Source organism: Diaphorobacter caeni (assembly GCF_015354245.1).
GTDB lineage: Bacteria > Pseudomonadota > Gammaproteobacteria > Burkholderiales > Burkholderiaceae_C > Diaphorobacter_A > Diaphorobacter_A caeni.
The window spans coordinates 1-25,726 of the sequence record NZ_JADKYZ010000007.1; the positions used below are offsets into that span (position 1 = coordinate 1).

The window sequence follows — 25,726 nt, forward strand, 5'->3', positions numbered from 1 at the left end:
AGATAGAGCCACCGTAGAACTCCGAACCTCGAATGATTTGGACCATGCCTATCGTTTTTCTGCGGGGCCAGCGGAAGCATTCAGCCAATTATTAGCCACAGTTGACTCAAGTCTTGATCAAAGCCTCGTGGCTGTTCGGTGCGGTTGGCACGAAGAACCCGGTTGGCCCTGTTGCCACCGTCTTTCCTGAGTTCATCGCCCGCGACGGTCAGGAGCACGCGGACGGGGGCCGTCAAGGAGGCAAGCGCAGGGTTGGTGCGGCCCGCAGCGCAGCGAGGACACGGCCCTGCGCGCCTTGATGGCACACGGGAGCGGGCTACAGTCGCGGACAAGGTGATGAAGTCAGGGAAGACGGCTGCCCAACGTGGATACGGCTACAGGTGGCAGAAAGCACGGGCCGCATTTCTCGATGCTCCAGATAACACGCTCTGCGTGATGTGCAGCGCCGACAACCGGGTAACGATTGCCACAGTGGTTGACCACCGCATTCCACACAAGGGCGACATGACCCTGTTCTGGGATCGGTCGAACTGGCAGCCGCTCTGCAAGTTCCATCACGACTCACACAAGCAAGCCGAGGAGAAGGGCTCCAAGCGTCGAGGCGTGCAGGATGATGGTTGGCCTGTCGAGGATTGATTGAACGATCCTGACGCGATCTGATGCGGCTGGCGAGGGCGGCATGGCAGGGGGGGATTGGTCCAGGTTGAAGGGGTCTTCCCTCCAGACCGACTTGTTCTCGTCTTTCGCACACCCGCGAAATGGAAGACTTTTTTAGGAGGATGGTTCGATGGCCGGAAGACGCCCAAAACCAACGGCTCTCAAGCTGGTTCAGGGCAACCCCGGCAAGCGAGCCATCAACAAGAAAGAGCCCAAGCCCAACAAAGAGATTCCAAGCTGCCCCGCGCATCTGACTGATGCCGGAAAGGTGGCTTGGGGTCGTCTTTGCACGATGCTGGATCGGATGGGCGTGCTGACAGAGGCCGACGCCTTTGCGCTGGAGCGCTTGTGCGATTGCTACACGGAAATTCTGGAGTGCCGAGAACTGATCGAGACGCAGGGCCGCACGTACACGAGCATTCGTGGCATCGGGGATGAAGACTCGCCGATTGAGCAAGTCCTGATGAAGGCTAACCCTGCTGTTGCCATGCTGGCCGACGCGGATCGACGTTTCAAGAGCTATTTGGTTGAGTTCGGCCTGACGCCCGCAGCCCGCTCGAAAGTGCAGGTGAAGACTGATGACGACAACAAGGAAGACCCGTTGCAAGAGTTCTTCGGATGACCCGGTAACGCAGTACGCCCGAGAGGTTGTAGCAGGCGATCGAGTCGCAGGCCCACATGTCAGGGCTCAGTGCAAACGCCACCTGGACGACCTTGAACATGGTCACAAACGTGGCCTGAAGTGGGACTTGGACGAGGCGAACAAGGCAATCAGGTTCTTTGAACTGGTTCTGAAACTCAATGGTGGCGACTTTGAAGGCAAACCCTTCCTGTTGCTGCCGTGGCAGAAATTTGTAGTCGGCTCCCTGTTTGGTTGGAAGGGCGCTGACGGATACCGGCGGTTTCGCGTCGCATACGTGGAGACAGCCAAGGGATCGGGCAAGTCTCCGCTTGCTGCTGGCATCGGCCTGAAGGGGTTGGTAGCCGACAACGAAGCCCGAGCGGAAATCTACAGCGCGGCCACGAAGAAGGATCAGGCAATGATTCTTTTCCGTGACGCTGTGGCTATGGTGAATCAGTCGTCAGAGTTGACGAAGCGTATTCATCCATCGGGTACGGGTGAGAAGGTTTGGAACCTTGCGTATTTGCAGGCTGGGGCGTTCTTTCGCCCGATCAGCTCGGACGATGGGCAATCAGGCCCGCGTCCGCACATCAGTCTGGTGGATGAATACCACGAGCACAAGACGAACCTTGTGACTGAAATGCTCCGTGCAGGCACGAAAAGCCGTCGCCAGGCACTGTTGTTCATCATCACGAATAGCGGTTCTGACAAGCGGGTGCCGTGCTGGGGATATCACGAGTATGGGGCAAAGGTTGCAGCACAAGAGGTGATTGATGACGCGATGTTTCCGTACATCTGCGCACTCGATGACGGGGATGATCCATTCGAGAGCGAGGATTGTTGGCCGAAGGCGAATCCAAGCCTTCAGGATGCGAACCTGCCGGGATACAAGTACATCCGCGAGCAGGTCACAGAGGCGAAGGGCATGCCGAGCAAGGAATCACTTGTTCGCCGCCTGAACTTCTGCGTGTGGACGGATGCGGAGTCGCCTTGGATCAGCCGAGAGGTTTGGAAGACTGCTGAGCGCGAATATGACATCGAGAGCTTGCGCGGTCGCCGTGCTGTCGCGGGGCTGGACTTGTCGAGCACCACCGACCTGACGGCACTCATGTTCATGGTTGAGCCAGTCGAACCCGGTGAGCCGTGGAAGCTGGTGCCGTTCGCTTGGCTGCCAGACGTTGACCTACAGCGCAAGGCCGACAAAGACCGTGTGCCGTGGGTGCAGTGGAAGGCTGAAGGATGGCTCAACACCACGCCCGGGGCTGCTATCAGCAAGCGGGTGATTCTGCAGCGCCTATCTGGACTGTGTGACTTCTTTGAGGTCATGGAAGTGGCCTACGACCGATGGCGAATGAAGGATCTGCTGTCACTGGCGAACGATGACGGAATCACGCTACCGCCAATGCGCGAGTTCGGGCAGGGTTTTAAGGATATGTCGCCTGCGGTCGAGCAGTTTGAGCGCATGTTGCTCAACGGCGAGTTGGTTCATCCGGGGCACAAGGTGCTGAACTACTGCGTAGGTAATGCTGTCGTAGAGCAGGATGCAGCCGAGAACCGCAAGCTATCAAAAGAGAAAGCAACGGGCCGGATTGACTTGGCCGTTGCTGCCGTGATGGCTGCTGGGATTGTCACCACTGTGGAGCGGCCATCCGATCCACAAGTGCTCTTTTTCTGAACTAATTACAGACCCGCTTCGGCGGGTTTTTCAATGGGTAAACCACTATGAATCGAGCGTATTCAGTCCTCAACGTTAAGGCGCTGAACGAAGAAGCGCGGGTGATCGAGGGTATGGCGACTACTCCGGAGCCTGACCGAGTTGGGGACATCGTTGTGTCCGAGGGGGTGCAGTTCAAAAACCCTTCGCCACTGCTTTGGCAGCACCAACATGACAAGCCTGTCGGAATGGTTGAGTTTGGGCAGCCGACGTCAAAAGGCGTCCCGTTCAAGGCCAGATTGCCAAAGATTGACGAGCCTGGGCCGCTGAAAGACCGCGTAGATGAGGCGTGGCAGTCGGTGAAGGCTGGCCTTGTTACGGCGGTGTCTATCGGCTTCCGACCACTTGACGACGCCATCGAGCTACTCAAGACGGGCGGTGTCAAGTTTCTCAAAACAGAGGTTTTCGAGCTATCGCTTGTGACCATTCCGGCCAATGCGTCGGCGGTGATCACTGCAATCAAATCTGCCGACCGACAGCATTTGCCCGCGTCAGGGCAAGCCAAGGACGGCTCACCTCCCGGCGTCTCGGGAAACAAGAAAGCCGCATATCGCGGCGCAGTTTTACTAATCCCGAGAAAGGGTTCTACCAAATGAAAACCATCATTGAACAAATCTCCGACCTGGAGAATACCCGTGCAGCCAAGGCGGCACGCATGAACGACGTGATGCAAAAGGCGCTTGAAGAAGGCCGAACTACCGATGCGTCGGAAGGCGAGGAATTCGATACGCTTCAGGTCGAAATCAAGACCATCGATGCCGATCTGGTTCGCCTGAAGGCGCTGGAGCAGGTGCAGATCGCCCAAGCCAAGGCTGTGCCGCAGACACCTTCTGCGCCCAATGAAAGCAAAGTCATCCCGACTGTGAAGGCTACGCCTCGCGCAGCAGAGAAGGGCATCGACTTCGCACGCTACGCCATGTGTGTGGCAAAAGCCAAGGGCAACCCCATGCTGGCCTTGGAAGTGGCAAAGGCCAATTACCCTGAGCGCGGCGACCTGCAGACAGTGTTCAAAGCTGCAGTGTCGGCAGGCACAACGACTGCCGCTACTTGGGCTAAGCCACTGGTGGAGTATGAAAACTACACGGGTGACTTCATCGAGTACCTGCGCCCTGCCACGATCTTGGGCAAGTTCGGCCAATCCGGAATCCCAGGTCTGCGCCGCGTGCCGTTCAACGTCAAGATCGCAGGACAAACTTCTGGCGGTACTGCGAGTTGGGTCGGTGAAGGCAAGGCCAAGCCGCTGACGAAGTTCGATTTCAGCACGGTTCAACTGGGTTTTGCGAAGGTGGCTGGCATCTCCGTCCTCACCGACGAGTTGCTGCGATTCAGCAATCCAGCCGCTGAGGGATTGGTGCGCGACTCGCTGCGTGATTGCATCGTTGAGCGCTTGGATAAGGATTTCATCGACCCCGCAAAGGCGGCTGTCGCTGGCGTCTCTCCCGCATCGATCACGAACGGCGTAGTCGCCGTGGTGACTTCTGGCAACACTGGCTCGGCTGATGAGTTGCGCGCTGACCTGAAGAAGATGTTCCAGAACTACATCGCTGCGGGCATGGCCCCGACGACCGGCGTTCTGATCATGTCCAGCACTGCCGCGCTGAACATCTCGTTGATGCAAAACCCGCTCGGCCAGCAGGAGTTCCCGGGTCTGACCATGAACGGCGGCGTTCTGGCTGGCCTGCCTGTGATCGTGTCTGACTACGTTCCCGCAGGGACGGTGATCATGCTGAACGCGTCGGACGTGTATCTGGCTGATGATGGCGTGGTGGACATCGCCGTTTCCAGCGAAGCATCGCTCGAAATGTCTGATGCTCCAGCTCAGGATGCAGGTGCTGGCACTGGAGCATCACTGGTCTCGATGTTCCAGACCAATAGCGTTGCCATCCGCGCAGAGCGCTACATCAACTGGGCGAAGCGCCGCGCCGCAGCTGTGATCTATGTCACTGGTGCAGTGTGGGCTGGCGCGACTCCTACACCCTAACGACTTAGAGGGGCTTCGGCCCCTCTTTTCATGGAGGGCTTATGCCTCAAGTTGAAGTGATTGGCCCGATGAGCTACGGCAACCGGCCCCGCCAGTTAGGCGAGGTGCTGGACGTGCCCGAGCAATGGGCGAAGATTTTTGTTGGTCTTGGCCGCGCCAAGATGTGCGAGGCCGAAAAGGCGGAGCAAAAGCAGCCTGACCAGGCGAGGCGCTCCTACAAGCGTAAAGACATGGTCGGAAAGACTGAAACGAAATGAGTAAATCAGCCCGTCGAATCAAGAAGGAGCAGGCCAAAGGGTACGTCAGCAATGCTCGCGGCGGGTGGATTCCCTCGATAGCGGAGCCGTTTTCTGGCGCTTGGCAGCGAAACATTGAATGGTCGTCCGAGACTGTTCTCGCCTTCCATGCTGTATATGCATGCGTGACTCGCATCGCGCAAGACATTGGGAAGCTGCGTATCAAACTCGTTCGCCAAGATGTGCATGGCATTTGGAACGAGGTGGAGGCATCGGCTTACAACGTATTGAAGAAGCCAAACCACTACCAAAACCGCATCCAATTTCTGGAGCAATGGCAGCTTAGTAAGCTCATCAAGGGGAATGCCTACATCCTCAAGGAATATGACGACCGCAGTGTTGTCCGGAAGATGTATGTCCTGAATCCTGCGACAGTGAAGCCATTGGTTACGCATGGCGGAGATGTGTACTACGAGCTGGGTTCTGACGATCTGAACCGCATTAACGAAACGAAGACAGTACCGGCGAGCATGGTCATTCATGACCGCATGAACTGCTTGTTCCATCCGCTTGTCGGTGTTAGCCCGATCTACGCTGCCGGGATGTCGGCGGCACATGGTCAAGCACTCATTGAGGATGCCTCTCGATTTGCGAAGAACGGCAGCACGCCGGGTGGATTCCTGACGGCTCCTACGCGCATCAGCGATGAGACGGCAACTCGCCTCAAGAAGCACTTTGACGAGAACTATGCTGGCGAGAACCGCAACAAGATTGCTGTGCTCGGTGACGGGCTGAAATACGAGCCTGTTCGCATGAGTGCTGCTGATGCCAAGGTTATTGAGCAGCTTGGCATGACCGCCAAGACAGTGTGCAGCGTCTTTCATGTTCCTGCATACATGGTCGGCATCGGTGATGAGCCGAAATACGGGAAGACTGCGGACATTTTCCGAACCTACTACTCGCAATGTCTGCAGTCTCCAATTGAGGCGCTTGAACTGTGCCTTGATGAAGGCCTTGGGTTGAATATGGCGGGAAACCCGTATGGAACCGAGCTTGATCTGGATGGCCTCATCCGGCTTGACGAGGAAACCAAGGTGCAGATTGCCAAGGATGGCGTTGGGGCGGGTGTTGTTGCCCCTGATGAGGCTCGAAAGAAGCTGAATCTCGGGCCTGTGGCTGGCGGCGCTACGCCGTACATGCAGCAGCAGAACTTCTCACTCGCAGCGCTGGACAAGAGGGACACCGCAGAGCAAACGCCGCAGCCATCACCATCGGCATCGGCTGAAGATATGGCAAAGGCCTTCGCTTCGGCATTGGATCGCAAATTCACGGAGGGCATGCATGCTTGAAGCAATCGAAAAAATGGCTGATAGCGTTGTTGGCCGCGTGAAATCCTTGCTTGGCCCTATCGAGCAACGGATCAAGTCGCTTGAAGATCGCCAACCAGTCAATGGCGAAAAAGGTGACCCTGGCGCTGCTGGTGCTGACGGCAAGGACGGGCAGGACGGGGTAAGCGTTGTCATTGATGACGTGTTGCCAGCACTGCAAAAGCAAGTCGCGGACTACCTTGAAAAGGTTCCGGCGCCAGTAGATGGCGCTGCTGGTGCTGACGGCAAGGACGGGCAGGACGGCAAGTCTTATACCGCCGATGACTTCCAGAAAGCGTTTGATGCGCGAATGGCTGTGTTTGAGCTGGATGTCGAGCGTCGAGCGATGGACGCAGTGCAGCGAGCTATTGACAGACTGCCAGCGCCGAAGGATGGCAGAGATGGCCGCGACGGGAAGGATGGCCGAGATGGCAAAGATGGCCTGAACGGCGCAGACGGCCTGGATGGGATGGATGCGTTCCAGCTTGAGGAAGCCGCGTTCGATTTGCTGGGGGATGGCCGAACGCTGAAGATCATGTTCCAGCGTGATGGCAAGCTGTGGAAGTACCAGCACGCCATCAAGCTGCCGCACATGATCTATCGCGGAATCTATGACGAGCAAGTCAAGTACGAGCGCGGCGATTGCGTCACATTCGGTGGAAGCCTCTGGCACGCAAAAGGCGATACAGAGGCGAAGCCGGGAACTGACGACACTTGGACGCTTGCTGTAAAGCGAGGTCGAGACGGCAAGGACGGCGATAAAGGGATGAAGGGCGACCAGGGGGAAAAGGGCCAAGATGGCCGTGACCTGACGCGCATTCTCCCGGATGGGACAAGGTACTGAGATGTTCAGAACATCACCACCATCTGCTGAGCCAATCACGCTAGCCGAGGCCAAGACTCAGATCAGGGTGGATGCGGAGCAGATTGATGAGGATGGGCTGATCCAGGCGTTCATTTCTGCGGCGCGAGAGTTTGCGGAAACTTTCACGGGGCTGGAAATTGACGGCCAGACGATCAAGGATGATCTAGGCCAGACATACCCCCTGCCGCACTCCATCCGTGCTGCGATGCTGCTCATGATCGAGTTCTTGTATGAGAACCGAGGCGACGAGTCAAAGGCTGTTCCGTCTGGCATAGAGGCGTTGCTGAGGTTCTATCGCATCCGAAAGGGTTGCGCATGACCACAGCAGGCCAACTCCGCGACCGCATCACCATCCAAAAGATGGGATCTGGCGAAGACTCATGGGGCACCCCGCTACCCACCGACTGGCAGGAGTACGCCAAAGTCTGGGCCAACTTCCGCCACCTGACCGGCACCGAGTCGATCCGCTCGGGCGCTGACACATCCATCGTGAAGGCCTCTGTTCGCGTCCGGTTCCGCAAGGACATCGACGCAAGCATGAGGGTGCAACACCTTGGATTTACCTACGACATCGAGGCTGTATTGCCTGATGACCGGCGTGTGTTCATGGATCTGATTTGCAAGCGGGTGACGTGATGTTCGAGCTTGATGTCAAAGGGCTGCAAGAGCAGTTGAAAGCGAAGGCGCAGAAGGTCGAGGAATCGGCCCGCGCGATTGCTTTTGAGGGTTCTGATGTGCTCTACAAGCAGGTGCTGCAGAACGTCCCAGTGGGAACGAAGGGCCACTGGTTCCACGGCACCAGCTTCAAGAAGTCGGGCCAGAAATACTGGTTTAACGCGGGCAGTCTGCGCAAGTCCATCTATCAGGTGTACAGCAAGACCAATTCCGCTGACGGCAAGGCCACGTATCACATCTCTTGGAACAAGACCGAGGCACCTTACGGCTTCATGGTCGAGAACGGCACCAGCAAGTCGGCGGCGCATCCCTTCCTGCGACCGGCGCAAGGACAGGCGGGCGGCCGAGCGCTCGATGCCATGAAAAAGAAGCTCGCGGAGGTGGTAAATGCTTGAGCAAAAGCTAATCGACGCGCTGCATACGGTGCTGCCCAAGGGGCAAGTCTTTGCCGACGTGGCGCGCGCACAGACCATCGCGCCTTGGGCCGTCTATCAGCAGATCGGCGGCAAGTCTCCGACGAGCCTGGATCAGAAGCTGATCAACAAGCGCAACGGCGTGTTCCAGGTGACCGTTTGGGCCGCGACTCGGCCTGATGCTGTGGCGAAGGCTTTGCTGATCGAGCAGGCCATCATGAACTCCACTCTGCAAGTCGTCCCTCAAGGCTCCATGCGAGCCATCTACGAGGACGACACAAAGCTCTACGGAGCCATGCAGGACTTTGACATTTGGGATGACCGCTGATGCATGAAGCAACTAAAGAACTCCACCTGACGCTGATTCGCCTTGCCAAGGGCGTGATCACCGCATGGGAGCGCTGGATCGAAAAGCGCTCCGTCTAAACATTTTCCAACCCTGCCACGCAGGCCCGCCACTCCGCAAGGACTCGCGGCCATTACGCCTCGCAGAAATCGGCCCCGGAAGGGGTCTTTTTCATGAAAGAGGCCCTAAATGGCTTATGCAGTATCGACCGGAACCCGGTTCGCAATCTCCACCACTCTCGGCGCGGCCATCCCGGTCACTGCCATCTCCAACGCGGCTCCTGCCGTCATCACAGCTGCGGCTCACGGCTTGGCGCAAGGCGCTCCGTTCCTGCTGAAGTCTGGCTGGGAGGACTTGAACGACTCCGTTCTGCAGGCGGGCACGGTCGCAACCAACTCCATCACGCTGGTGGACGAGGACACCACCGACCTGATCGCGTTCCCCAACGGCTCGTCGGCGGGCACCATCCAGCCCATCACGGCATGGACGGAGCTGCAGCAGGTCACGGAAATCAACCCATCGGGCGGCGAGCAGCAGTACGCGGAAATCAACCCGCTGTCGCAGAAGTACGGCATCAAGATCCCTACGACTCGCTCCGCGATGAGCTGGGAAATGACCTTCGGCTGGGATAACAAGCTGCCCGGCTACAAGGCCGCTCTTGCCGCCTCGCGCGCTGGCCGCATGGTGGTGATCCGCATGGCCTTGCCGAATGGCGGCGCTGTGTCGTATGGCTACGGCTACATCACCGTTTCGGAAACCCCGCGTGTGCAGTCGAACCAGATCACGACCGGCAGCCTGACGCTCGCAATGCAGCGCCCACTCAAGACATACGCGTAATCGTTTGCCATCGCCCGCCTAGCGCGGGCTTTTTCATGCCCGTTTGGTCGCTCCTCTCGGGTCTTTTTGCCTCCATAGAAAGAAACCACCATGGCTAAATCCCTCAAGTCCTTCGCGCCCGCGCCCATTTTCGACGCCAAGGCGCAGATCACCGTTCCCGGCAAGCCTGCCCAGTCGCTGGGCGTGCGCTTCAAATTCCACGACCGCAAAGCGATGCGCGATCTCGGACGCGATGTTGATGCACTGTCCAAGGACTCGCGCAGCGAAGACGGCCCACTGTCCGATGAGCAATACGACGAGCTGACCGGCAAGCAGGTGGACTTGCTGATGCGCGTGATGGACGGCTGGGAACTGGAAGACGAGTTCAACCGCGACAACCTGATCGCGTTCCTGGACACCTTCACTATGGGCTTTGGCGAGCTGATCACCGCCTTCTTCCGCTCGCACTCGGAGGCCAAAGCAAAAAACTGATGGATCTGGGCCGAGAACTGTTCGGCAAGCGGCCCAGTATCGAGGCCCTGCAGGCGTTTGGCATTCCACTCGCCGCAGTGGAGCCGCCTGCGCCAGTGGAGCCCTACCCGGAACACACCGAGGCATTCCAGTGCTTCATTGACCTGTCCGGGCAGTGGCGCATGAGCCATTCCGGCGTGTTCGCGCTGGACTACAACGTGGTGTATCGCTGGATGGACTCAGAACGCGTCAAGCCCGCAGAGCAGAACCAGCTTCTACGAGAGATTGGCCTGATCGAGCGCGGTGCGCTGGAGGCCATCAACGAAGCGGCAGAGGAAGAACGCCGGAAGGCGAAGGGGTGATGATGATTGAACTGAAACCTAGCGCCTTCGTAGCGCACAAGACAAACGGGTTTGTCTTTGAGTTCGCAGAAGAAGATGATCCCGCTATCGAGTCTTTCAGCCTTGATCTTGGGGGCGAAGTGGGGTATCTGGAATTCAGGAGACTCACGACGCTTTCTCGAGCATGCTACTTATCATCTCGATGGACTTCATTCCCTGACCCAATCCGTAGTCCACCAGCTTCAATACCAAATGTTTTGTGGCCTCGCCATCGAGCGCGCGAAGTCGATCAATCATTCGCTTCTTTGCGGGCTCCGGCGCATCCGACTGAATGATCTTCGATTCGATGATAGCCTTGATCGTGTCGTCGTGTAGCTTGATCGTCACAATGCCGAGAATCGCCGAAAGACCGCCATCATCGGCAAGAAAGTCCATTCCTTTTGCGGTGATGCGCCCGCCTTGGTAGATCAAGTCTCCGGATGATCCAAGTTGTCCGGCAATTGCTATTAGGTCGTGCTCTTGAAGGTAGAGAAGGTTGGCCGCAACCGTGTGCTCATCGTCACTCAGGTCGTGCCACTTTTCGAATGTGCGGTTTGGGTAGACATCGGCGTACCTGCGCAGTACAGAAAGCTGAAACTCACGATTCAGAACCATCCCATCCTCCTTTGGTGAAAAGAAGATGGTATCCGAAGCATTTGCTAACATGCCTCCTTCATCTTTGGAGGGGATATGCGAATTGCTGTCGGGATATTGGCGACGGTCATTTTGTTGGGCGGCTGCGCGAAACGCGTGAAAGTTGTGGATCCGAATTTTGTGCCGCATGAATTCAAATCCTCGGCCTCGTCATTGCTCCCCCTGAGTGTGGCGGCAGGCATCTGTGCGAAAGAATTTCCGGGTGCCTCGAATCCGCAGGACGACGGAGATAACAACTTCACAGTGCAGAACACGGTGAATGTGAGGATGGAAGCGCCGACGCAGTCCGTGATTTGCTCCATCAACGAAACGACCCGAGAGCTGGAACGCGTGCACGATGGCCGCCATGTCCTCACTCCTGCCGAGCTTGCGCGCCAACGGGCCGCAATGAGGGAAGGGCAGGCTCAAACGGAAAGAATCGCCAAGGGGGACTATGCGGACTTCCTCAAGACGGCGAAGCGAGTCATCACCGATAAATTCAAGGATCCAGAATCAACGCGATTCCGAGATCTGTATTTCAGCAATGCGGGCGGGATGCCGACACTGTGTGGGCAGCTCAACAGCAAAAACTCCTACGGCGCGTATGTGGGCTACAGAGGGTTCTACTACAACTCTGGGAGCGCTGCTGTCGAAACCGAGGACGGGCGCGGAACAGGGCTTGCCTATAGCAATATGTCTAAGGAATTTTGCAGCAGCAAGTTCAGAGATTTAGACCAGTAACCGTTCGCCTCGGGGCGATATCGATTTTCCAAGGCTCGCTTCGGCGGGCCTTTTTCATGGGCTCACGCATTGCGTGGGCCTTTTGCATTTCTGGGGCCGGAATGTCAGAAGCACTCACCACACAACTAACAGCGACGTTCGACGGCACAGAGGCTAGTCAAGGGCTTGCAAAGCTCGGGACAGATGCAGAGAAGGTCAGCCGCAAGGTAAAGGATGCCGGGGATAGCGCTAATGGCGGCTTGAAACGAATCAAGGACGGTGCTGGCGTGGCGGCCGATGGCATGGATGCGCTTGAGCGGAGAACCGCAAAGAGCATGCAGGGCTTCACCAACAAGCTTGCCGCCGCAGGTGACGCCGTGAAGGAGTGGGAGGGGAAGCTCGCGCTAAAGGGCTTGGACTCAGCCAAGTTCAAGCCATACCTCGATGAGATGCAGCAAGTCATCGAACGCAATAAGAGCGCGGCGATGGGCATGGACAACATCGGCATATCAGCCAAACAAACTGCTGCCGCATTGCGAGGCGTTCCTGCACAGTTCACGGACATCATTGTTTCGCTACAAGGTGGCATGAACCCCATGACTGTTTTCCTGCAGCAGGGCGGTCAGCTGAAGGACATGTTCGGCGGCGCTGGCGCGGCTGCAAAGGCCCTGGGTGGCTACATCGCTGGACTGGTCAACCCCTACACCATCGTTGCTGCGGCCATCGCGGGAGTAGGTGTTGCGTACAACCAAGGGAGTCGCGAGCAAGATACTTTTGTGAGGGCGATTGTGCTTTCGGGGAATGCGTCTGGGGTCAGTGCTGGGCAACTCCGAGAGTATGCACGGGAGATTGACGGCATTGTGGGTACTCAGGCTCAAGCCGCAGAGGGGCTTGCTGCATTCGCTGCGGCTGGTGTGCGTGGCGGATCTCAGCTCCGACAGTTCACAGAAACTGCTATCGAGTGGGAGAAGGCAACGGGGCAAGCTGTATCCAAAACTGCCGAGCAGTTCGCCAGCTTGCAAGATGACCCATTGAAGGCGGTGCTCAAGCTAAATGAGGGGTCTAACTTTCTTACTGCGAGCGTGTACGAGCAGATCAAGGCTTTGACCGATCAAGGCCGCAGCGCAGACGCGTCCCGCGTGGCGATGGATGCGCTTGACTCGTCCATGCGTGACCGCGCCAAGTCTATCAAAGATAGTCTTGGATATCTGGAGCGGGGCTGGAAAGCCATCACTGGAGCTGCAAAGGATGCATGGGATGCAATGCTCAATGTTGGTCGTGCTGCGACGATCAACGACAAGTTGGGCGAGGTGCGTTCAGAGCTGAGCCGGTTGTTGTCTCAGCAGGGATGGGGGGAGACTGGAGGGGGCGCAGCAACGGGCCGCTACTCATCGGCAGAGCGCAAGCGCATTGAGGAACGGATCGCGGCCCTGCGCGCCGAAGAGTGGCAACTTGAGGCCAACGCCGCGGCGGAGCAAATGAATGCAGCCGCCCAGGCCGAGTCGAATCGCATTGCGCAAGCGACGATCAAGTGGCGCCAGGAGGGCGAGCGCTACCTCTCGAAGCACGCGCAAATGGAGCGCGAATTGGCAAAAGCGCGTGTTGAGGCTGCTGATGCTGGCGTAACAGGCGCTGCATTAGAGGATCGCCTTGCGGCAATTCGGGAAAAATACGCAGAGAAGACCCGTGGGGCGGCGGCCTCTACCCGCGAATCCAATCAAGAGTTCGAACGCCAGCGGAGTCTTATGGCGCAGCTTGCCGGGTTGTCGTCCGACTTCTATAAGCAGTGGGACATGCTGACCAAAAAGTTCCGCGACGGAGGATTATCCGTCAAGGAGCTGGAAGAGCAGCAGCAAAAACTTCTGGCGAAGCAGCCAGCAATGGTCAGTGCGGCCAAGGCTGAAGCTGACGCTCTGAACGAGAAGATCAAGTCGTATCAGGCAGAGCAGCAGGCGCAGGATGCGATCCTCACGGCTCGGCAGAAGGCCGCAGAGACCATGGCGAAGTCCGTTCAGGATATGCAGAACGAGATTCAGGCCATGCGCATGGCTTCGGATGAGAACATATCCATGGCGAAGGCTGTCGCTAAGGTGGCATTGGCGCGCGCACAGGAGAACCGAGACAAGGCAGTAGCGAAGGGTATAGATGCCGACAACCTGAAAGCGTTGGATGATGAAATCACCAAGCGCAAAGAGCTGATTGAGCTTATTGGAAATAGGGACGCTTTCGTTCAAGCTCAGCAGGCGCAGAAGGATATGGTTGCCGAGTTCGAGCGCTCTGTCCAGCAAGTCGAAGACGTGTTCGTGCGCGGCTTTGCCGACATGATGAACAACGGAAAAAGCGGCTGGGACTCGTTCTGCAAGTCGCTGAAGACCTCGTTCTACACGCTCGTGGCGAAGGAGATCTATGCCGCATTTGCCAAGCCGTTTGTGGTGCAGCTGGTTGGCAGCTTCTTGGGTACAACCGGCAGTTCCGGCGGCATCATGAGCATGCTGTCCTCGCTGCTTGGTGGAGGCAGCGACGGCACAAGCAGCAGCTCAAGCGGGATGGGTGGATGGTCAAATCTGCTCAGCATTGGCAAGGCAATCTACAACGCCATCACAGGCGGCTTTTCAACGCTTGGCTCATCCTTTAAGGGCGGCATTGGAAACGTAGTCTCCGGGTTCGGCAACATGGTGGGCAGTCCATACTTGTCGGGCTGGGGAACCGGCCTAGCAGGCGGTGGCCTGAACGCAGTTCCAGGAGCGCTGACCGAAGGCGCGGTGGCTGGTCACACAGCTGGATCTAGCGCCGGAAGCATGTCGATGGGCGCAATGTGGCCTCTTGCCGCAATCGCTGGGATGTTCATCTCGTCCAAGCTGTTCAAGGCAGGTTACTCTGTTGACACTTGGAGCACTGCCCAGAAGGCAACTGATCCCGGCAACTGGTTCCAGACCAACATGCTTGCTCCACTCCTTGGAGACAAGACAGCCAACATCCTGACCGGTGCGCCGCTTGCAAAGTACATCTTCGACGGCCTCTTTGGACGCAAGCTCAAAGACGCGGGCGTTGAAGGATCTGTTGGCGGCGAATCCGGCTTTGAAGGTCGCCAGTTCCAGTACTACAAAGGGGGGCTGTTTCGGTCGAACAAGACGAAGTACTCGGAACTGGATGAGGAAACTCGTTCCGCTTTTGCCGATCAGTTCTTTGTCGTGAAGGATGCTGTTGCTGACATGGCAACGTCCATCGGACTGAGTGCTGACAGTCTTGTTGGGTTCTCGTCGAAGATCAAAGTTTCGATGATGGGCCTCACCAATGCAGAGATCAACACCAAGGTCGCAGAGGAATTCAAGCGCATCGCTGATGAAATGGCTGCTGTCGTTCTTGTCTCGGACGAGTACACGCAGGGCGAGGAAACGAGGGCGGAAACACTGGCGCGCTTGTCCACTCGTATGACCGCCGTGAATCAGTGGCTCGACGTGATGGGCGACACGCTGCTCGAAGTGTCCCTCGTGGGCGCAGACACAGCATCGAAGCTCATCGACGCATTCGGAGGCGAAGAGGGTTTCTCGACCGCAACCGGCAACTACGTCAGCAAGTATTTTTCGCAGTCCGAGCAATTGGACTTAGTGAACAAGCAGATTGGCGACTCGTTGAAGACCTTGGGCGTGGACACGGTGCCAAAGACTCGTGAAGAGTTGAAGGCGCTGATCAACGCGCAAGACCTGACGACTGAAGCTGGCCGCAAAGCCTACGCCGCGTTGCTTGGTGTGGCTGATGTGCTGGATACCGTTTTCTCTGCCGCAGAGGCTGCAAAGGCTCTCGGCAAGGACATGGACATCCAGCTACTCCGTGCGACGGGCAAAGAGGATCAGGCGGTTGCTCTTGAGCGCGAAATGCGCATCAAGGAGCTTGAGGCATACGGTGACGACGTAGCCAAGAGTCTCGTGGACAAGCAAAAGCAAATCTGGGCTGCGCAAGACGAGGCGGCGGCAAAGGAGGCGGCTGAGGCAGTCAAGCAAACCGCTCTGGCTGCTGCTGGACTGTCGGTCGATTCGATGGTGTCGGGCTTCATCGCTGAGGTCAATGCTGGCCGAGGCGCTGAGGCTGGAACGTGGCTTGCGGACTCGATTGCTGTTGGGTTTGAGCAGGCCATCTATAACCAAGCCGTCGGCATCATCATGAACTCGATCATCGATGGCGTGATCACTCCGGTGGTGACTGCCGCGATGACGGGCTCCTCTGTGTCCGCTGCGGTGTCTCAGGCGGCCATTGAAAACATGGTGGCAAATGCTTCGGCTGCGGCTCAGGCGCTGGGCGCGATCCTCAACGACCCGACCTTCCGCGCGGCGATTGAAACCGTGCTCGGCACTGTGCGTGACTTGGGTAACTCCATCGGCGCAAACATGAAGCCGATGAGCACCTACAAAGCGTCGGTGTCGAACGTGGGTAGCACCTACAACTATGCGGCAAACGCTGCTGACTCTGCCGCTGAAGCCGCCAAGAAATTGGCCGATCAGTGGAAGTCCACCGTGGACTCGATGACTGAGGAAATGAAGCGCTTGAGGGGTGAGCTGCTGGGCGGGACGGATGACCAAGGGATGGCTTATTACGAGTCTCTCTACGCCATCAAGACCGCTCAGGCGAGGGCAGGGGATCAGGACGCAGCCGACGAGCTGCCATCGATCATCCAGGCACTCGAAGAACTCGCGAAGGGTACGGCAGGGACAAAGGCCGAGGTGCTGCTAATGCAGTCGGCTTGGCTGGACTCTTTGACGGCCACCCGCGATCTGCTTGCCAACAAGTACGGCGTGGACATCGGTAACGAGCAATCGTCGGTGACGGGGGCAACGACTGCGGCGGCAGTGATCAAGGGCTCGGCCTACACGGCTGTGCTCGGGGCGCTGCAGAGCAGTTCGGACAACCCGGCGCTGTTGGCGGTTCTCCAGTCCATTGATGCGCGCCTTGAGCGCGTTGAGAAGGACCAGCGTGCGCTCGGTGAGCCCAAGGTGATTGCGCTTCAAAGCATCGACAAGAACGTCAATCGGCTGAAGATGCTGAAAGAAATGGAGGGCACATGACGACTGGTTTGAAGACAGTCAAGCCGCTTGTTGTCAGCGATACGACGCTGGTTAGCCAGCCCGCCGTGGAGGATTCCGCGCCCGCATGGGTGGCTGGAACTCCGTACGCGGCGGGCTCGTTTGTCCGATATCAGCACATCGTTTACAAGAACGGCGCGGCAACAAGCGGAATGATCCAGCCACCTCTTGATGGGATGGTGTGGGTTGCGCAGTACCCCACAAACACGTGGTCGCTGTTCGACCCTATGACGTCCAAAGCGACGGCCATCGACAACACGCTCAGCTACACATTCAAGTTCGGCCAGACCGCCAATGGCGTGTTTGGCGATGGGCTTGAAAACGTGCAGCGCATGCAGGTCACCGTGACCGATCCGAACTACGGCGAGGTCTACAAGCAGACCATGAATGTCGGTCGAACCATCGCCCGATCCAGCTGGTATCTCTGGCACTTCGGCCCGCGCGAGCAGACCGGCGTGCTGGGTTACTTCACCGACTTGCCAGACTTCCCGCAAGCCACCATCAAGGTGGAATTCTTCGGAACGACCGGCATGAAGGTGCGCAACCTGATCGTCGGCATCGTGCAGGAGTGGGGGCTGGGTGTCGAGCTTGGAGCGTCGATTGACTTCGAGGATTACTCGATCAAAACACGGGACGAGTACGGCAATCTGAAACTCGTTCCGCGCCAAGTGATTCGAGAGACGTCCATGTCAGTCCCGCTCAAGCGGCGAGAGGTAGACGGGTTCGTCAAGTTCATCCAAGACAGGTCGGCCAAGCCGACCTTTTTTATTGGCTCGTCAGACATCGAGAGCCTCAACACCTTCGGCGTGGCTACTGCAAACATCGCTGTGCAGTACCACGATATTTCCAAAGTTTCCCTGAAAGTACAAAGCGCATCATGACAGACATCGTAGTACCGCGCGTCGTGCCCAGCATGCCTGCGCCACCGCTGACAACAGATCCGCCACAGATCTTTGACGACAAGGCGATTGCCATGGCGGCAGGGTATGCGCCGACCATCGGCGGAATGAACAACACTGCCGCCGACACCTACCAAAATGCGGTTGCTGTATCTGAATTCGCCGCTGCAATGCAGATCCTTTGGGGGCAGGTGCGAGATGGCGTGATCACCATTCAGGACGCGCTCGCAGCCATCCAAGCCGGGCCGGTCGTGTCCGTGATGGGGCGCTCCGGTGTTGTGACTGGCCTTGTCGAAACGTCCATCGGAGCTGTGCGCGACAAGACTCAGCTGATGGCAAATGCACCGCTCGGCCAGCCCTGTGCCTACAGCAGCACCACGGGCGCCGGGTCTGACTGGCCCACAACTCACACGTCGAGCTGGTGGAACGTGCTGACTATCGGCGCATCAACACGCATCACTCAGCGAGCCTCGCAAGTCTTTGCCGGAGCGCACCAAGGCTGGGTGTTTGAGCGCGTGTGCCAGGATGGAACGTGGTCGGCGTGGCGGCGCGTGTTTACCGATGGCTCGCTGCTTGAAGCATGGGTGGTGCAACAGCCTTCGGGCGGCACATGTACGTGCGACCCATCGCTCGGCACCATGCAGATCGTCGGCTTGCTCGCAAACACAACAGTTACGCTGCCGACGCCGCGATCCATTGGCGATCAGATGACGATGCGGGTGTTCCAGTACTCCAGCTACTCGCTTGCGTTTAGCAGTAACGTCAAGATGGCGCTCGGGGCTGCGTTGCCATCAATACCTTCGAACCGCTGGCTCACACTGACATTTTGCACTGACAACAATGCGGTCGATTGGCACGCTTTTGTCGCGGGGATCCACTGATGTTGGGCGCGCGAATGCTCATGGCGGGCGGGCTGACCGGCATCACCATTTCCGCCAGCGTCCGGAGTCCCGATATCGCCGCGCTGGCTGCGGCGGCGGGCTGGCGTGGCGGGCAAATACTGCTGCGCGTCAACGCTGGCGTCGATGTTGCTGGTCTTGTGATCCCAGCCACGATCCCTAACGACTGTCTCACGCTGATCAACAGGGGGCGCATCGGCGGCATGATCAACGGCGGAAAGGGTTTGCAGACCACAAACCGCATCACTGTTGACAACGCTGGCGGCACGATCCAAGGCAGTGGCGGGCAGGGCGGCTCAGGCGGCACCATCCGCATCGGCGGCACTGAGGGTTACAGCGCACTCGGATCGCCCGGCAACGGCGGCAATGGAGCGGGCTTTTCTACGAGCAGCGCGATCACATTGCTCGCGCCCACGGCGGGCTCAGCGGGCACAACGATGCAGCTTGGAGGCCCAACCATTGGCGGTGGCAACGGCTCGTCTACGGGCGGGCGCGGCGGCAACGGTGGGGCCATCGGTGCGGCCGGACTGAGCGGCAGCGCCGCATCGATCACCCAGTACTACACATCGTCCACCATCATCACAAACGGCGGCGCTGGCGGCGCGGCAGGCGCTGCAGTGGACGGCGACAGCAAAGTCACATGGATCGCGCTCGGCACGATCACTGGATCAAGGATAAATTAAATGAGCAATATCCGAAACACAGAGACGGGCGAGTTTGGCCTGCGCGTTGTTGACATGCGCAGCTACTTTGCGCAAGAGGGCTGCGTGGCAATGATCGCTGATGATTTTGAGGGCGTGCTTGAGCAGTGGGAGAGCTACGCTGCCACGGCTCAGCCTGAGCACGATGCAGCGACTCACAAAGTCGTGCAGATTGAGCCCGTCGAGATTGAGGGCGTGCTGACCCAGCAATGGGAGGTTGTGGCGCTCGACGCCGACGATCTGGCGCAGATCGAGGCTCAGCGATTGGCGGATGAGCGGGCGGCTGCTGACGCGGCTCGCGTGACAGTCTCGAAGCGCCAGGCCCTGCTTGCCCTGTTTGACCTGCGCGGCATCAAGGACTCGGACATCGATGCACAGATCGCACTCATCCCAGACGAGGCGACCCGATACCGCGCGCAAGTGGACTGGCAAGGCTCGGCGGCTATCGAGTCAGATAGTCCGACCGTGCTGATGCTGGCCGCTGCACTCAATCTGAGCGAGCAAGACCTCGCGGTGCTGTTTGACTATGCCAATGCCATGTGAGCCACACGACACCAACACAGACCCGCTTCGGCGGGTTTTCTTTTTCCTGAAAGGCCAACGATGAATCAAACAGAGGCGAGGGATATTGCAATGGGTTTGGCGGGGCAAGTGCCGGGGCAGGCAGCGTTTTTGCTGACTGGCCAGTGGCTGATCATGGTGCTCACCGTGGTGCTGTTGCTGGTGCAGATCGGCTACTACGCACGCAAGTGGATGCGCGAAGAGACGGACTTGGGCCGCAAGCTGTGCCGCTGGCTCTGCCGTTACCGATGGGGCCGCTGGGCCTGCAAGTTTGGAGAGTGCGATGAACAAAATCCCTGATGCCCTCTCTCGCGGCCTGCTGGCCCTCATGCTGCTGACCGGCGGCGCTGGTGGCTACGTCTACAACGAGTCTGTACACCGCGAGGCTCAGCGAAACGAGTACATCCAAGCCGTGGCTGAAGACTTGCACTCGTCCACCGAGCTGCGCGTCGCCATGGTCATGGGCTCGTTTTACGAGTCGAGCTACAAGCACATCGGCGACCCGTACATCGACAAGCTGGGCAAGGGCCAGCCGCTCACGGTCTGCAACGGGATCACGGGCGACGGCGTGTTCCTGCGCTACTACACGCCGACCGATTGCTACCGGCTCGAAAAAGCCAGATACATCAGATCAGAGGCCGCTGCAAAGCGGCTTTTGTCATTCTGGGCGGGCTACAACATCTGGCAACGGGCGACGTTCATCGACTTCATTCACAACAAGGGTGAGGGTGCTTTCGCAAGCTCGACCATGCGGCGCAAGGCGAACGCGGGTGACATCGTTGGGGCATGCCGCGAAAACCCTCGATGGAACAAAGGCACGATAAATGGCGTGTCTATGGCGCTTCCTGGACTAACGATCCGGGCGGATGCCAATGCGCAGCTTTGTGAGGGCGGGCTATGAACCCGATCATGTTCGCAATGTGGTGGTACTGGTGGATGGGCCTATGACCGCCTACGCCAAAGCCATCATCGCTGCCGTCCTGTTCGCGCTCGGGCTGGCTGTCGGCTGGGTGACGCAAGGATGGCGCGCGGACGCACGCATCGCGTCTCAGCGGGTGGATCACGCCAAGGTGCTGGCCGACATAGCCACAGCAACGGAAAAAACGCAGCGGGCCGTGCGGCAGTACGAGAAGGCCGCCAACGCTGCAATCACGGCAGCCGACCAATCAGCAACAGAGAGGATTGCCAAAAATGTCGAAGAAACTGACCGCCTGCGCGCTTGTGTCGCTGCTGGCACTTGCGGGGTGCGCATCGTCACCCGATACGTGCGTGAGCCCCGTAGTGCAGGGGCCGCAGATTCAAGCGCCAGCACCGTGGGCGATGCAGCCCTCGAACTCGACCGCGAAGCTGCAAGCCGTGTTCTCGATCTCAGAGAGTCCATCAAGCTCGACGCTGAGAAGCTCGACTACCTCCAGCGGTACGCTGGGACCTGCTGGCGGGCTAGGGTTGAGGCGGTGAAGTGACTACAAGCTCGACGACAAAATATTCCAGAAATTATTCCGGGTGAAGCGATGTTGATTTTTCTCGCCTCCAATGTAGGTCTGGAAAATCAACATCGACCCCTGTCGAGCCTATGCTCGACACCCCGGATGGGCGGCTCCTGCCGGCCGCCGCCGGCCGCTTCCGGCGAGACCCCCGTTGTCTCGCTGCAACATCCCGGCATTACCCCGTACCCTGCGCCGGGTCGAGCCGGCTCTCCGTGCGTCTGGAGCCGCTCCAAAGCGTCGGCAAGGTCGCTCTCGCGCCGCTCCAGAGCGACCCTATCCACGTCGGCCACAAAGCTCTGGCTCAAGCTGCCGAATGAGCGATATTTCAGGAAAATAAGCAGGGCTGATATTTCCGAGAAATCAATCCTGCTGATTTCCGCCAATCGGCTCAATGCCCGCCTCATCAGCCGCGCATGCCAGAGCCAGCCAGCGGGGGAGTTCTGGCTTTTTCAGATAGTCGTAGTACGTCGTCCGGCCCATGCCAAGCGCCTTTGCGGCGGTGTCGTAGGTGTAGTCTCGACGCGCTTGCCAAGCCTTCAACTGTTCGCCTGTCATGGATTGCGCTCGCTCCACTCTGCTGCCTCGCGACATAGGCGCTGCATTCTTGCAGGCAGGTCGTGCAGGGGGGCGCCACGAGCCAGCTCGAATGCAGACCAAGCTTCGGCGGTATCTTCGGTGGCTGACCACCCAAGATCCTCATCAAACTCGACCTTGAGCCCGGATGAGTGAACAAGGTAGGAGCCATCGCGACTCCATTCTTTGTGCCAGTAGCGCTTATTGGTCATGCTCGATAGGTTGTGCCAACCAGCGGCGCGGGTGCGCCATCGCGGTTGCGCAGATTGAACGGCACATGCGTCAGGTCTTTGGCGCGGCAGAACTGAGCAGCGTCTTCGTCGTTTATGAAGTGAGCCACAACAGTACCGTCTTGAGCCAGAGCGATGTGGATGATGCTTGTCATGATGATTTCTCCTCGGAGAACACTCTACCGGAGTGCGTCGGCGAACAACTTGTTTGCTGTCCATGGGTGTTAATGTAGTTCGGAATCCGAACTATCGCAAGCACTTTTCATCAGTGCAAACCCTTGCCGAGTGAGTGAGTCGCAAACTACTCAATTTGCCGGGTTTGTATCCTATGGGTGACATTAGATGCGGGCGGCGATGTCGTCGGCTGTCTCCCTGTAGTACGTACTACGAAGAAGCTCGAGGTTCTTGTGTCGGCTCACTCGTGCGAGAGTGAGAATGTCCATTTTCCGCGCCATGAGTGTTAGGGCGGTAGCGCGCGAGTCACGGAACTCAAGGCCTGTGATCAGCTGCTGCTTACGGAGCTTTGCAAACAGTGTGCTGGCCTCGTTCGCGTCCACGGTCAACACTGGCGTTTTGCGGAGCAGTCGCGCGGCTTGGTGTGTGACGGGTACATCCGATGGTCGAGGGTCTGTTTTGCTTGGCGGGATCTTGACGATCTTTCTGGCGTCGTTGTATCCAGCGGGGGCGGCAAGCGCCTCTTGAAGGCGCATGGCTGTGCGCAGGGCGATGTGAAAGGCCTGAGTGACTTCAAGCGTCTTTCCACCAGTGCGCTGTCCAGCGCGCAGTATTCGCTTGATTTGCTGCCAGCGCCAAACCTCCACTCGCGGAGGGTTCTCCTTTGGCATGCGAACGCCCTTGTATGGGTTCTCTGCGATCCATTTCCATTCCGAAACAGCCACGTTGAACATGTTGCGAAACAGATTCGTTTCACGCTGGACGGTGGATCCGCTCACGGTCTTCAGCCGAGCGTCACGCCATTTGCCAATCATCTCGCTCGTGATGTCCGAGAGATTCAAGCCCTCTCCAAAGTGTTCGCAGAAAGCCTCGAATCGGCGGCGCTCCCAATCGACTGCTCCGCGCTTTTCGACGCTGACCGACTCTAAGTACTTTTTGCAGGCCTGACCCAAAGTGTGATCTTTGCGCAGCGTCTTTTTGCTCTCTTGTTCAAGCGCCCAAGACTGGGCATCTTTCTTGAGTGCGAAAGTCTTGGAAACGCGCACTCCATCACGCTGGATCTGGGCTCTCCAGCCGTCTCGAAATTTGCCAATGTAGGCCATGGGAAGCTCCGTCTGTTCGCACGCTTTGTGGGAAGCGTGTGTGCAAATCTGTTCGCAGAGCTAAAAGGAAGTGATGCCCCGCTAGAGGGGGAAATCGTACTCTATAGGGAGATAAACCACTGTAATTGCTACAGGTGGTGCCCGAGGCCGGAATCGAACCGGCACGCCTTGCGGCGGCGGATTTTGAGTCCGCTGCGTCTACCAATTCCACCACTCGGGCTATGAGAGCTACGGAAATTCTTGGAAGCTCGAATTATGGCACAGTATTGGGGTATGAATTCCTACCCGACCATCGAGGACGCAATCGGCCACACTCCGCTGGTTGCGCTGCAACGTATTGGAGCGCAAAACAATGCCGCACGCGGCAATGTGATTCTTGGCAAGCTCGAGGGCAACAACCCTGCGGGATCGGTGAAAGACCGGCCTGCGGTGTCAATGATCCGCCGAGCGGAGGAACGCGGGGAGATCAAGCCCGGCGACACGCTGATCGAGGCGACCTCCGGCAACACCGGCATTGCGCTCGCGATGGCGGCCGCGATCAAGGGCTACCGCATGGTGCTGATCATGCCCGAGGACCTGTCCATCGAGCGCGCGCAGACCATGAAGGCCTACGGCGCCGAGCTGATCCTCACGCCCAAGAGCGGCGGCATGGAGTACGCGCGCGATCTCGCGGACACCATGGTCAAGCAGGGCAAGGGCGTGGTGCTCGATCAGTTCGCCAACCAGGACAATCCACGCGCGCACTATGAAACGACCGGCCCCGAACTGTGGGAACAGACGGGTGGCCGCATCACGCACTTCGTGAGCGCGATGGGCACGACCGGCACGATCACCGGCGTGGCGAAGTTCCTCAAGGAAAAGAACCCGAACGTGAAGATCATCGGCGCGCAGCCGACCGAAGGCTCGCGCATTCCCGGCATCCGCAAGTGGCCCGAGGAATATCTGCCCAAGATCTACGATGCGTCGCTGGTCGACGAGCTGGTCTATGTGACGCAGGACGATGCCGAGGACATGGCCCGCCGCATGGCGCGCGAGGAAGGCATCTTCGCGGGCATATCGGCTGCCGGTGCGTGTCATGTGGCGCAGCAGATCAGCGAGCGCGAAGAGAACGCGACCATCGTCTTCGTGGTGTGCGATCGCGGCGACCGCTACCTGTCGACGGGCGTGTTTCCGGCCTGAGAGCGTGTTGACGATCTCAGATAGCAAACACGCTCTGCCGACAACGCACTGAACGAGCAAACGACCTTCACCACGAGAGCTTTTATGCCCCAGGAAACCCGTTTCTGTCCCAACTGCGCGAACGAACTCGAGCTCTTGCCGATGATGGAAGACGGGGGCATCAAGGAGCGCATGCGCTGCACCGCCTGCGGATGGACGCACTGGAACAACCCGACACCGGTGCTCGCCGCCATCGTCGAGGTGAATGGCCAAGTCCTGCTCGCACGCAACGCGATGTGGCCGCCGAAGATGTTCGCGCTGATCACCGGCTTCATGGAAGCCGGCGAGTCGCCCAAGGAGGGCATCGCGCGCGAGGTCAAGGAAGAGACCAATCTGGACGTGCGCAGCTGCACCATCGTGGGGGCCTACGAGTTCCTGCGGATGAACCAGGTCATCATCGCCTACCACGTGGTGGCCGAGGGCGAGGTGAAGCTCTCCCCCGAGCTGGTGGACTTCAAGTTCGTGAACCTCGGAGAGCTCAAGTGCTGGCCGGCGGGTACGGGCTACGCGCTCGCCGACTGGCTGACGTCGCGCGGATATGAACCGGTGTTCTTCACCGAAGAGGAAAACGCGGAGCGCCGTCGTGGACTGGGCGAGCCGGATGCTCCCAAGAACTGAGTGAACTGAAAATGGATATTCAAGTAGACAAGGAAGTGGACGCGCGCGGCCTGAACTGCCCGCTGCCGATTCTGCGCGCCAAGAAGGCGCTGGCTGAACTGGCGAGCGGTCAGTTGCTCAAGGTGGTGTCGACCGACACCGGCTCGATGCGCGACTTTCAGGCATTCGCCAAGCAGACCGGCAATGAGCTGGTCGATCAGCAGGCGGTGGGCGACGAGTTCGTCCACATTCTGAAGCGCAGGTGATCACCCCCTGAGGCGCTTCGCGCCTTTCCCCTCTCTCGCTTCGC

At 58.5% G+C, this 25,726-nt stretch carries 32 protein-coding genes and 1 tRNA gene; 27 read left to right on the forward strand and 6 right to left on the reverse strand.

Translation table 11 applies throughout. From position 1 onward, the window contains the following. Positions 1-336 precede the first annotated feature (336 nt). The 15 genes from ISG32_RS17185 to ISG32_RS17250 all read left to right on the forward strand — a co-directional run bounded on the left by ISG32_RS17185 (position 337) and on the right by ISG32_RS17250 (position 10,525). Complete coding sequence (locus tag ISG32_RS17185; protein WP_194772270.1) at positions 337-636, forward strand: HNH endonuclease signature motif containing protein; 300 nt, start codon at positions 337-339, stop codon at positions 634-636. Between the two features lie 151 nt (positions 637-787). Continuing rightward, a complete protein-coding gene (locus ISG32_RS17190; RefSeq protein WP_194772271.1) occupies positions 788-1,279 on the forward strand; it encodes a phage terminase small subunit P27 family in 492 nt (163 codons plus the stop codon). Positions 1,280-1,406: 127 nt separating this feature from the next. Further along, a complete protein-coding gene (locus tag ISG32_RS17195) occupies positions 1,407-2,954 on the forward strand; it encodes a terminase large subunit (RefSeq protein WP_228529898.1) in 1,548 nt (515 codons plus the stop codon). Between the two features lie 47 nt (positions 2,955-3,001). Further along, the gene (locus tag ISG32_RS27590) at positions 3,002-3,589 is read left to right on the forward strand and encodes an HK97 family phage prohead protease (RefSeq protein WP_228529899.1); all 588 of its coding nucleotides are present in this window, start codon (positions 3,002-3,004) and stop codon (positions 3,587-3,589) included. Further along, positions 3,586-4,974: a phage major capsid protein gene (locus ISG32_RS17200; protein WP_228529900.1), complete on the forward strand. Its 1,389-nt coding sequence runs from the start codon at positions 3,586-3,588 to the stop codon at positions 4,972-4,974. Before ISG32_RS27590 ends, ISG32_RS17200 begins: the two co-directional genes overlap by 4 nt. 41 nt (positions 4,975-5,015) lie before the next feature. Continuing rightward, positions 5,016-5,231, forward strand: a complete 216-nt coding sequence (locus ISG32_RS17205) for a hypothetical protein (protein WP_194772273.1) — start codon at positions 5,016-5,018, stop codon at positions 5,229-5,231. After that, positions 5,228-6,559 (forward strand): phage portal protein, encoded by a 1,332-nt coding sequence (locus ISG32_RS17210; protein ID WP_194772274.1) that lies wholly within the window; start codon positions 5,228-5,230, stop codon positions 6,557-6,559. Before ISG32_RS17205 ends, ISG32_RS17210 begins: the two co-directional genes overlap by 4 nt. Continuing rightward, a complete protein-coding gene (locus tag ISG32_RS17215) occupies positions 6,552-7,421 on the forward strand; it encodes a hypothetical protein (RefSeq protein ID WP_194772275.1) in 870 nt (289 codons plus the stop codon). Before ISG32_RS17210 ends, ISG32_RS17215 begins: the two co-directional genes overlap by 8 nt. 1 nt (position 7,422) lies before the next feature. Next, the gene (locus ISG32_RS17220) at positions 7,423-7,761 is read left to right on the forward strand and encodes a head-tail connector protein (RefSeq protein WP_194772276.1); all 339 of its coding nucleotides are present in this window, start codon (positions 7,423-7,425) and stop codon (positions 7,759-7,761) included. Beyond that, positions 7,758-8,078 (forward strand): phage head closure protein, encoded by a 321-nt coding sequence (locus ISG32_RS17225; RefSeq protein ID WP_194772277.1) that lies wholly within the window; start codon positions 7,758-7,760, stop codon positions 8,076-8,078. Before ISG32_RS17220 ends, ISG32_RS17225 begins: the two co-directional genes overlap by 4 nt. Continuing rightward, complete coding sequence (locus ISG32_RS17230; RefSeq protein WP_194772278.1) at positions 8,078-8,512, forward strand: HK97-gp10 family putative phage morphogenesis protein; 435 nt, start codon at positions 8,078-8,080, stop codon at positions 8,510-8,512. The genes ISG32_RS17225 and ISG32_RS17230 overlap by 1 nt, the downstream gene beginning before the upstream one ends. Next, positions 8,505-8,858, forward strand: a complete 354-nt coding sequence (gp17, locus tag ISG32_RS17235) for a tail completion protein gp17 (protein ID WP_194772279.1) — start codon at positions 8,505-8,507, stop codon at positions 8,856-8,858. The genes ISG32_RS17230 and gp17 overlap by 8 nt, the downstream gene beginning before the upstream one ends. 207 nt (positions 8,859-9,065) lie before the next feature. Further along, entirely contained in the window at positions 9,066-9,713 is a 648-nt protein-coding gene (locus ISG32_RS17240; protein ID WP_194772280.1) for a phage tail tube protein, read from the forward strand. A gap of 90 nt (positions 9,714-9,803) precedes the next feature. Beyond that, positions 9,804-10,184 (forward strand): phage tail assembly chaperone, encoded by a 381-nt coding sequence (locus ISG32_RS17245; RefSeq protein ID WP_194772281.1) that lies wholly within the window; start codon positions 9,804-9,806, stop codon positions 10,182-10,184. Then, positions 10,184-10,525: a DUF1799 domain-containing protein gene (locus ISG32_RS17250; RefSeq protein ID WP_194772282.1), complete on the forward strand. Its 342-nt coding sequence runs from the start codon at positions 10,184-10,186 to the stop codon at positions 10,523-10,525. Before ISG32_RS17245 ends, ISG32_RS17250 begins: the two co-directional genes overlap by 1 nt. Before the next feature lie 144 nt (positions 10,526-10,669). Here ISG32_RS17250 and ISG32_RS17255 read toward each other — a convergent pair whose 3' ends face one another. Next, the gene (locus tag ISG32_RS17255; protein ID WP_194772283.1) at positions 10,670-11,209 is read right to left on the reverse strand and encodes a hypothetical protein; all 540 of its coding nucleotides are present in this window, start codon (positions 11,207-11,209) and stop codon (positions 10,670-10,672) included. A 24-nt stretch (positions 11,210-11,233) separates the two neighbouring features. Here ISG32_RS17255 and ISG32_RS17260 point away from each other — a divergent pair, with 24 nt between their 5' ends. The 9 genes from ISG32_RS17260 to ISG32_RS17300 all read left to right on the forward strand — a co-directional run bounded on the left by ISG32_RS17260 (position 11,234) and on the right by ISG32_RS17300 (position 21,497). Continuing rightward, complete coding sequence (locus tag ISG32_RS17260; protein ID WP_194772284.1) at positions 11,234-11,917, forward strand: hypothetical protein; 684 nt, start codon at positions 11,234-11,236, stop codon at positions 11,915-11,917. 101 nt (positions 11,918-12,018) lie between these two features. Further along, positions 12,019-16,956: a phage tail length tape measure family protein gene (locus ISG32_RS17265; RefSeq protein WP_194772285.1), complete on the forward strand. Its 4,938-nt coding sequence runs from the start codon at positions 12,019-12,021 to the stop codon at positions 16,954-16,956. Then, positions 16,953-17,855 (forward strand): hypothetical protein, encoded by a 903-nt coding sequence (locus ISG32_RS17270; RefSeq protein WP_194772286.1) that lies wholly within the window; start codon positions 16,953-16,955, stop codon positions 17,853-17,855. Before ISG32_RS17265 ends, ISG32_RS17270 begins: the two co-directional genes overlap by 4 nt. Then, positions 17,852-18,754 carry a hypothetical protein gene (locus tag ISG32_RS17275; RefSeq protein WP_194772287.1) on the forward strand — a complete coding sequence of 301 codons (903 nt, stop codon included), beginning with the start codon at positions 17,852-17,854 and terminating at the stop codon, positions 18,752-18,754. The genes ISG32_RS17270 and ISG32_RS17275 overlap by 4 nt, the downstream gene beginning before the upstream one ends. Then, complete coding sequence (locus ISG32_RS17280) at positions 18,754-19,455, forward strand: hypothetical protein (protein ID WP_194772288.1); 702 nt, start codon at positions 18,754-18,756, stop codon at positions 19,453-19,455. Before ISG32_RS17275 ends, ISG32_RS17280 begins: the two co-directional genes overlap by 1 nt. Beyond that, positions 19,456-20,016 carry a hypothetical protein gene (locus ISG32_RS17285; RefSeq protein ID WP_194772289.1) on the forward strand — a complete coding sequence of 187 codons (561 nt, stop codon included), beginning with the start codon at positions 19,456-19,458 and terminating at the stop codon, positions 20,014-20,016. A gap of 60 nt (positions 20,017-20,076) precedes the next feature. After that, positions 20,077-20,334: a hypothetical protein gene (locus ISG32_RS17290; RefSeq protein WP_194772290.1), complete on the forward strand. Its 258-nt coding sequence runs from the start codon at positions 20,077-20,079 to the stop codon at positions 20,332-20,334. Further along, positions 20,318-20,935 (forward strand): glycoside hydrolase family protein, encoded by a 618-nt coding sequence (locus tag ISG32_RS17295; RefSeq protein ID WP_194772291.1) that lies wholly within the window; start codon positions 20,318-20,320, stop codon positions 20,933-20,935. Before ISG32_RS17290 ends, ISG32_RS17295 begins: the two co-directional genes overlap by 17 nt. 43 nt (positions 20,936-20,978) lie before the next feature. After that, positions 20,979-21,497, forward strand: a complete 519-nt coding sequence (locus ISG32_RS17300; RefSeq protein ID WP_194772292.1) for a lysis system i-spanin subunit Rz — start codon at positions 20,979-20,981, stop codon at positions 21,495-21,497. Between the two features lie 384 nt (positions 21,498-21,881). Here ISG32_RS17300 and ISG32_RS17305 read toward each other — a convergent pair whose 3' ends face one another. From ISG32_RS17305 to ISG32_RS17325, 5 genes are all read right to left on the reverse strand, one after another. Next, entirely contained in the window at positions 21,882-22,076 is a 195-nt protein-coding gene (locus ISG32_RS17305) for a helix-turn-helix domain-containing protein (RefSeq protein WP_194772293.1), read from the reverse strand. Next, positions 22,073-22,306 carry a hypothetical protein gene (locus tag ISG32_RS17310; protein WP_194772294.1) on the reverse strand — a complete coding sequence of 78 codons (234 nt, stop codon included), beginning with the start codon at positions 22,304-22,306 and terminating at the stop codon, positions 22,073-22,075. Before ISG32_RS17310 ends, ISG32_RS17305 begins: the two co-directional genes overlap by 4 nt. Further along, complete coding sequence (locus ISG32_RS17315; protein ID WP_194772295.1) at positions 22,303-22,479, reverse strand: hypothetical protein; 177 nt, start codon at positions 22,477-22,479, stop codon at positions 22,303-22,305. Before ISG32_RS17315 ends, ISG32_RS17310 begins: the two co-directional genes overlap by 4 nt. Positions 22,480-22,662: 183 nt before the next feature. Next, positions 22,663-23,601 carry a tyrosine-type recombinase/integrase gene (locus ISG32_RS17320; protein WP_194772296.1) on the reverse strand — a complete coding sequence of 313 codons (939 nt, stop codon included), beginning with the start codon at positions 23,599-23,601 and terminating at the stop codon, positions 22,663-22,665. Between the two features lie 135 nt (positions 23,602-23,736). Continuing rightward, positions 23,737-23,821: transfer RNA gene (locus ISG32_RS17325), tRNA-Leu, on the reverse strand. A gap of 53 nt (positions 23,822-23,874) precedes the next feature. Here ISG32_RS17325 and cysM point away from each other — a divergent pair. The 3 genes from cysM (at position 23,875) to ISG32_RS17340 (ending at position 25,682) form a co-directional block, all read left to right on the forward strand. Further along, complete coding sequence (gene cysM, locus ISG32_RS17330; RefSeq protein ID WP_194772297.1) at positions 23,875-24,780, forward strand: cysteine synthase CysM; 906 nt, start codon at positions 23,875-23,877, stop codon at positions 24,778-24,780. Between the two features lie 84 nt (positions 24,781-24,864). Further along, positions 24,865-25,437: an NUDIX domain-containing protein gene (locus tag ISG32_RS17335; RefSeq protein WP_194772298.1), complete on the forward strand. Its 573-nt coding sequence runs from the start codon at positions 24,865-24,867 to the stop codon at positions 25,435-25,437. An 11-nt stretch (positions 25,438-25,448) separates the two neighbouring features. Then, positions 25,449-25,682, forward strand: coding sequence for a sulfurtransferase TusA family protein (locus ISG32_RS17340; RefSeq protein WP_228529901.1), 234 nt, complete (start codon positions 25,449-25,451; stop codon positions 25,680-25,682). The last annotated feature ends 44 nt before the right edge of the window (positions 25,683-25,726 follow it).

Excerpts from the sequence above, each read along its gene's own strand:
- ISG32_RS17185 (WP_194772270.1), top strand. The coding sequence starts at position 337 with ATGAAGTCAGGGAAGACGGCTGCCCAACGTGGATACGGCTACAGGTGG.
- ISG32_RS17190 (WP_194772271.1), top strand. The coding sequence starts at position 788 with ATGGCCGGAAGACGCCCAAAACCAACGGCTCTCAAGCTGGTTCAGGGC.
- ISG32_RS27590 (WP_228529899.1), top strand. The coding sequence starts at position 3,002 with ATGAATCGAGCGTATTCAGTCCTCAACGTTAAGGCGCTGAACGAAGAA.
- ISG32_RS17200 (WP_228529900.1), top strand. The coding sequence starts at position 3,586 with ATGAAAACCATCATTGAACAAATCTCCGACCTGGAGAATACCCGTGCA.
- ISG32_RS17205 (WP_194772273.1), top strand. The coding sequence starts at position 5,016 with ATGCCTCAAGTTGAAGTGATTGGCCCGATGAGCTACGGCAACCGGCCC.
- ISG32_RS17210 (WP_194772274.1), top strand. The coding sequence starts at position 5,228 with ATGAGTAAATCAGCCCGTCGAATCAAGAAGGAGCAGGCCAAAGGGTAC.
- ISG32_RS17215 (WP_194772275.1), top strand. The coding sequence starts at position 6,552 with ATGCTTGAAGCAATCGAAAAAATGGCTGATAGCGTTGTTGGCCGCGTG.
- ISG32_RS17220 (WP_194772276.1), top strand. The coding sequence starts at position 7,423 with ATGTTCAGAACATCACCACCATCTGCTGAGCCAATCACGCTAGCCGAG.
- ISG32_RS17225 (WP_194772277.1), top strand. The coding sequence starts at position 7,758 with ATGACCACAGCAGGCCAACTCCGCGACCGCATCACCATCCAAAAGATG.
- ISG32_RS17230 (WP_194772278.1), top strand. The coding sequence starts at position 8,078 with ATGTTCGAGCTTGATGTCAAAGGGCTGCAAGAGCAGTTGAAAGCGAAG.
- gp17 (WP_194772279.1), top strand. The coding sequence starts at position 8,505 with ATGCTTGAGCAAAAGCTAATCGACGCGCTGCATACGGTGCTGCCCAAG.
- ISG32_RS17240 (WP_194772280.1), top strand. The coding sequence starts at position 9,066 with ATGGCTTATGCAGTATCGACCGGAACCCGGTTCGCAATCTCCACCACT.
- ISG32_RS17245 (WP_194772281.1), top strand. The coding sequence starts at position 9,804 with ATGGCTAAATCCCTCAAGTCCTTCGCGCCCGCGCCCATTTTCGACGCC.
- ISG32_RS17250 (WP_194772282.1), top strand. The coding sequence starts at position 10,184 with ATGGATCTGGGCCGAGAACTGTTCGGCAAGCGGCCCAGTATCGAGGCC.
- ISG32_RS17255 (WP_194772283.1), bottom strand. The coding sequence starts at position 11,209 with ATGTTAGCAAATGCTTCGGATACCATCTTCTTTTCACCAAAGGAGGAT.
- ISG32_RS17260 (WP_194772284.1), top strand. The coding sequence starts at position 11,234 with ATGCGAATTGCTGTCGGGATATTGGCGACGGTCATTTTGTTGGGCGGC.
- ISG32_RS17265 (WP_194772285.1), top strand. The coding sequence starts at position 12,019 with ATGTCAGAAGCACTCACCACACAACTAACAGCGACGTTCGACGGCACA.
- ISG32_RS17270 (WP_194772286.1), top strand. The coding sequence starts at position 16,953 with ATGACGACTGGTTTGAAGACAGTCAAGCCGCTTGTTGTCAGCGATACG.
- ISG32_RS17275 (WP_194772287.1), top strand. The coding sequence starts at position 17,852 with ATGACAGACATCGTAGTACCGCGCGTCGTGCCCAGCATGCCTGCGCCA.
- ISG32_RS17280 (WP_194772288.1), top strand. The coding sequence starts at position 18,754 with ATGTTGGGCGCGCGAATGCTCATGGCGGGCGGGCTGACCGGCATCACC.
- ISG32_RS17285 (WP_194772289.1), top strand. The coding sequence starts at position 19,456 with ATGAGCAATATCCGAAACACAGAGACGGGCGAGTTTGGCCTGCGCGTT.
- ISG32_RS17290 (WP_194772290.1), top strand. The coding sequence starts at position 20,077 with ATGAATCAAACAGAGGCGAGGGATATTGCAATGGGTTTGGCGGGGCAA.
- ISG32_RS17295 (WP_194772291.1), top strand. The coding sequence starts at position 20,318 with ATGAACAAAATCCCTGATGCCCTCTCTCGCGGCCTGCTGGCCCTCATG.
- ISG32_RS17300 (WP_194772292.1), top strand. The coding sequence starts at position 20,979 with ATGACCGCCTACGCCAAAGCCATCATCGCTGCCGTCCTGTTCGCGCTC.
- ISG32_RS17305 (WP_194772293.1), bottom strand. The coding sequence starts at position 22,076 with ATGACAGGCGAACAGTTGAAGGCTTGGCAAGCGCGTCGAGACTACACC.
- ISG32_RS17310 (WP_194772294.1), bottom strand. The coding sequence starts at position 22,306 with ATGACCAATAAGCGCTACTGGCACAAAGAATGGAGTCGCGATGGCTCC.
- ISG32_RS17315 (WP_194772295.1), bottom strand. The coding sequence starts at position 22,479 with ATGACAAGCATCATCCACATCGCTCTGGCTCAAGACGGTACTGTTGTG.
- ISG32_RS17320 (WP_194772296.1), bottom strand. The coding sequence starts at position 23,601 with ATGGCCTACATTGGCAAATTTCGAGACGGCTGGAGAGCCCAGATCCAG.
- cysM (WP_194772297.1), top strand. The coding sequence starts at position 23,875 with ATGAATTCCTACCCGACCATCGAGGACGCAATCGGCCACACTCCGCTG.
- ISG32_RS17335 (WP_194772298.1), top strand. The coding sequence starts at position 24,865 with ATGCCCCAGGAAACCCGTTTCTGTCCCAACTGCGCGAACGAACTCGAG.
- ISG32_RS17340 (WP_228529901.1), top strand. The coding sequence starts at position 25,449 with ATGGATATTCAAGTAGACAAGGAAGTGGACGCGCGCGGCCTGAACTGC.